This is a genomic window from Psychrobacter sp. 1Y10 (assembly GCF_052259005.1).
In the GTDB taxonomy this organism is placed as follows: domain Bacteria; phylum Pseudomonadota; class Gammaproteobacteria; order Pseudomonadales; family Moraxellaceae; genus Psychrobacter; species Psychrobacter saeujeotis.
Genome location: NZ_JBQQES010000019.1, coordinates 1 through 5306 on the forward strand (window position 1 = coordinate 1; position 5306 = coordinate 5306).

Sequence of the window (5306 nt, forward strand, 5' to 3'; positions counted from 1 at the left end):
AAGACTTCAAGCAAGATTAAACTGAAGAGTTTGATCATGGCTCAGATTGAACGCTGGCGGCAGGCTTAACACATGCAAGTCGAGCGGAAACGATACCAGCTTGCTGGTAGGCGTCGAGCGGCGGACGGGTGAGTAACACTTAGGAATCTACCTAGTAGTGGGGGATAGCTCGGGGAAACTCGAATTAATACCGCATACGACCTACGGGAGAAAGGGGGCAGTTTACTGCTCTCGCTATTAGATGAGCCTAAGTCGGATTAGCTAGATGGTGGGGTAAAGGCCTACCATGGCGACGATCTGTAGCTGGTCTGAGAGGATGATCAGCCACACCGGGACTGAGACACGGCCCGGACTCCTACGGGAGGCAGCAGTGGGGAATATTGGACAATGGGGGCAACCCTGATCCAGCCATGCCGCGTGTGTGAAGAAGGCCTTTTGGTTGTAAAGCACTTTAAGCAGTGAAGAAGACTCTATGGTTAATACCCATAGACGATGACATTAGCTGCAGAATAAGCACCGGCTAACTCTGTGCCAGCAGCCGCGGTAATACAGAGGGTGCAAGCGTTAATCGGAATTACTGGGCGTAAAGCGAGCGTAGGTGGCTTGATAAGTCAGATGTGAAATCCCCGGGCTTAACCTGGGAACTGCATCTGATACTGTTAAGCTAGAGTAGGTGAGAGGGAAGTAGAATTTCAGGTGTAGCGGTGAAATGCGTAGAGATCTGAAGGAATACCGATGGCGAAGGCAGCTTCCTGGCATCATACTGACACTGAGGCTCGAAAGCGTGGGTAGCAAACAGGATTAGATACCCTGGTAGTCCACGCCGTAAACGATGTCTACTAGTCGTTGGGTCCCTTGAGGACTTAGTGACGCAGCTAACGCAATAAGTAGACCGCCTGGGGAGTACGGCCGCAAGGTTAAAACTCAAATGAATTGACGGGGGCCCGCACAAGCGGTGGAGCATGTGGTTTAATTCGATGCAACGCGAAGAACCTTACCTGGTCTTGACATATCTAGAATCCTGCAGAGATGCGGGAGTGCCTTCGGGAATTAGAATACAGGTGCTGCATGGCTGTCGTCAGCTCGTGTCGTGAGATGTTGGGTTAAGTCCCGCAACGAGCGCAACCCTTTTCCTTAGTTACCAGCGGTTTGGCCGGGAACTCTAAGGATACTGCCAGTGACAAACTGGAGGAAGGCGGGGACGACGTCAAGTCATCATGGCCCTTACGACCAGGGCTACACACGTGCTACAATGGTAGGTACAGAGGGCAGCTACACAGCGATGTGATGCGAATCTCAAAAAGCCTATCGTAGTCCAGATTGGAGTCTGCAACTCGACTCCATGAAGTAGGAATCGCTAGTAATCGCGGATCAGAATGCCGCGGTGAATACGTTCCCGGGCCTTGTACACACCGCCCGTCACACCATGGGAGTTGATTGCACCAGAAGTGGATAGCCGAACCTTTTAGGACGGCGTTCACCACGGTGTGGTTGATGACTGGGGTGAAGTCGTAACAAGGTAGCCGTAGGGGAACCTGCGGCTGGATCACCTCCTTATAGACGGCATTCACTTGGCAAGAATTCACAACAAGTTGTTCTTTAGTTTTAAGCTAGTTTACTAGTTAGAGGTATATGCCTCGTACAGGCCTGTAGCTCAGCTGGTTAGAGCACCGTGTTGATAACGCGGGGGTCGGCAGTTCAAGTCTGCCCAGGCCTACCACTATTAACGTAGGTGATAAAGCCCTTAGCAATTTGCCTTTAAGCAAATTACTCTTGCGCTTGGATCAAAGCAATGCTTTGATTGTATCCTCGCTCAGGGGCCATAGCTCAGTTGGTAGAGCGCCTGCCTTGCACGCAGGAGGTCAACGGTTCGACTCCGTTTGGCTCCACCATCAGTAGACAGCGATGCAATAAGTATTAAATAGAAACGAATGATTCGCTTACCTTGCGTAAGACTGATTATTTCTTTCTGTTTTATACAGAACTTACTACTCGACGAGAGAGTAAGAACTATTTAAAAACATAGATATGAGTCTGGGTTAAGAGTGACATGTTCACGTGTCACTTTTAACCTTAATAATCAACCTTTTAACGACATTGTTTGTTATCCCAAGGGTTGATTATTAAAAAAGTAAAGAGAACTGAATCAAGCGTAAACATAGGTGATATCGTTATAATTGCTGACAAAGACCCTTTGGGGTTGTATGGTCAAGTAATTAAGCGCACATGGTGGATGCCTTGGCAGTCAGAGGCGATGAAAGACGTGACAGCCTGCGATAAGCTTCGGGGAGGCGGCAATATCCTGTGATCCGGAGATTTCTGAATGGGGAAACCCACTTACCATAAGGTAGGTATCCTAATTTATTAGGAAGCGAACGAGGGGAAGTGAAACATCTCAGTACCCTTAGGAAAAGACATCAAATGAGATTCCCCAAGTAGCGGCGAGCGAACGGGGAGAAGCCGATTGATATTAGAATAGAAGAACAGTGTGGGAAAGCTGGCCATAGTGGGTGATAGCCCCGTATTTTAAATTCTAGTGTTGACATATTAAGTAGAGCGGGACACGAGAAATCCTGTTTGAAGATGGGGGGACCATCCTCCAAGGCTAAATACTCCTGACTGACCGATAGTGAACCAGTACCGTGAGGGAAAGGCGAAAAGAACCCCTGTGAGGGGAGTGAAATAGAACCTGAAACCGTGTGCGTACAAGCAGTGGGAGCCATCTTGCATGGTGACCGCGTACCTTTTGTATAATGGGTCAGCGACTTATATTCTGTAGCGAGGTTAACCGTTTTGGGGAGCCGTAGGGAAACCGAGTCTTAATAGGGCGACTAGTTGCAGGGTATAGACCCGAAACCGAGTGATCTATCCATGAGCAGGTTGAAAGTGCCGTAACAGGCACCGGAGGACCGAACCCACTGTCGTTGAAAAGCCAGGGGATGACTTGTGGATAGGGGTGAAAGGCTAATCAAACTCGGTGATAGCTGGTTCTCCCCGAAAGCTATTTAGGTAGCGCCTCGGACGAACACCATTGGGGGTAGAGCACTGTTTCGGCTAGGGGGTCATACCGACTTACCAAACCGATGCAAACTCCGAATACCGATGAGTGATATCCGGGAGACACACAGTGGGTGCTAACGTCCATTGTGGAGAGGGAAACAACCCAGACCGCCAGCTAAGGCCCCAAATTCCTAGTTAAGTGGGAAACGAGGTGGGAAGGCATAGACAGCTAGGAGGTTGGCTTAGAAGCAGCCATCCTTTAAAGAAAGCGTAATAGCTCACTAGTCGAGTCGGCCCGCGCGGAAGATGTAACGGGGCTCAAACTAGGAGCCGAAGCTGCGGATTTGAATTTGTTTTCAAGTGGTAGGGGAGCGTTGTGTAAGCCTGAGAAGGTGCATTGTAAAGTGTGCTGGAGGTATCACAAGAGCGAATGCTGACGTGAGTAACGATAATGGGTGTGAAAAGCATCCACGCCGGAAGATCAAGGGTTCCAGTCCAACGTTAATCGGGGCTGGGTGAGTCGACCCCTAAGGCGAGGCCGAAAGGCGTAGTCGATGGGAAATCGGTTAATATTCCGATACTTGTTTATGATGCGATGGAGGGACGGAGAAGGTTATGTCAGCCTAGTGATGGTTATCTAGGTGAAAGGATGTAGGTTTATAGCTTAGGTAAATCCGGGCTATTATATACCGAGATCTGATAGCAAGTCCTACTTGTAGGACGAAGTGGCAAATACCAGGCTTCCAGGAAAAGCTTCTAAGCGATAGTCATAAACGAATCGTACCCTAAACCGACACAGGTGATCAGGTAGAGAATACCAAGGCGCTTGAGAGAACTCTGCTGAAGGAACTAGGCAAAATGGTACCGTAACTTCGGGAGAAGGTACGCTGTTGATGGTGATAGGACTTGCTCCTTGAGCTGTTGGCAGTCGCAGATACCAGGCTGCTGCAACTGTTTATTAAAAACACAGCACTCTGCAAACACGAAAGTGGACGTATAGGGTGTGATGTCTGCCCGGTGCTGGAAGGTTAATTGATGGGCTTAGCGTAAGCGAAGGTCTTGATCGAAGCCCCAGTAAACGGCGGCCGTAACTATAACGGTCCTAAGGTAGCGAAATTCCTTGTCGGGTAAGTTCCGACCTGCACGAATGACATAATGATGGCAGCGCTGTCTCCAGCAGAGACTCAGTGAAATCGAAATCGCAGTGAAGATGCTGTGTACCCGCGGCTAGACGGAAAGACCCCGTGAACCTTTACTACAGCTTTACATTGAACTTTGACCTGACTTGTGCAGGATAGGTGGGAGGCTTTGAAACCGAGACGCTAGTCTTGGTGGAGCCAATCTTGAAATACCACCCTGGTCATGTTGGGGTTCTAACTCAGGTATAACAATACCGAGGACAATGTATGGTGGGTAGTTTGACTGGGGCGGTCTCCTCCTAAAGAGTAACGGAGGAGTACGAAGGTGCGCTCAGAACGGTCGGAAATCGTTCATAGAGTATAAAGGCAAAAGCGCGCTTAACTGCGAGACCCACAAGTCGAGCAGGTACGAAAGTAGGTCTTAGTGATCCGGTGGTTCTGTATGGAAGGGCCATCGCTCAACGGATAAAAGGTACTCTGGGGATAACAGGCTGATACCGCCCAAGAGTTCATATCGACGGCGGTGTTTGGCACCTCGATGTCGGCTCATCTCATCCTAGGGCTGAAGCAGGTCCTAAGGGTATGGCTGTTCGCCATTTAAAGAGGTACGCGAGCTGGGTTTAGAACGTCGTGAGACAGTTCGGTCCCTATCTACCGTGGGCGTTGGAAATTTGAGAGGATCTGCTCCTAGTACGAGAGGACCAGAGTGGACGAACCACTGGTGTTCGGGTTGTCATGCCAATGGCATTGCCCGGTAGCTACGTTCGGATGGGATAACCGCTGAAAGCATCTAAGCGGGAAGCCCACCTCAAGATTAGATTTCCCTAAAGAGCCGTTCAAGACTAGGACGTTGATAGGCAGGGTGTGGAAGCACAGCGATGTGTGTAGCTAACCTGTACTAATTGCTCGTTTGGCTTGACCATACAACACCCAAGTGGTTTGTAGCAAGCATTATATCGATATCACCTTTATCCTTGATTCAGTTAGGATAGTGATACTTAGTCAAATAAGTAAAACAACACAGACTCATATCTAACCCCCTTTGCTGACGACAATAGCATGATGGCACCACCTGATCCCTTCCCGAACTCAGAAGTGAAACATCATCGCGCCAATGGTAGTGTGGCTCCGGCCATGTGAGAGTAGGTCATCGTCAGCTCTCTATTC

The 5306-nt window shown here is 49.4% G+C and carries 2 tRNA genes and 3 rRNA genes; all 5 read left to right on the forward strand.

What is annotated here, in order from left to right:
• Window positions 1-18 precede the first annotated feature (18 nt).
• Window positions 19-1557 (forward strand): 16S ribosomal RNA (locus tag ACTXGH_RS13695).
• 86 nt (window positions 1558-1643) lie between these two features.
• Window positions 1644-1720, forward strand: a tRNA-Ile gene (locus ACTXGH_RS13700).
• A gap of 96 nt (window positions 1721-1816) precedes the next feature.
• Window positions 1817-1892, forward strand: a tRNA-Ala gene (locus ACTXGH_RS13705).
• Between the two features lie 314 nt (window positions 1893-2206).
• Window positions 2207-5062, forward strand: a 23S ribosomal RNA gene (locus ACTXGH_RS13710).
• A 121-nt stretch (window positions 5063-5183) separates the two neighbouring features.
• Window positions 5184-5298, forward strand: a 5S ribosomal RNA gene (rrf, locus tag ACTXGH_RS13715).
• Together the 16S, 23S and 5S rRNA genes with 2 tRNA genes alongside form the textbook arrangement of a ribosomal RNA operon.
• Window positions 5299-5306: the final 8 nt, after the last annotated feature.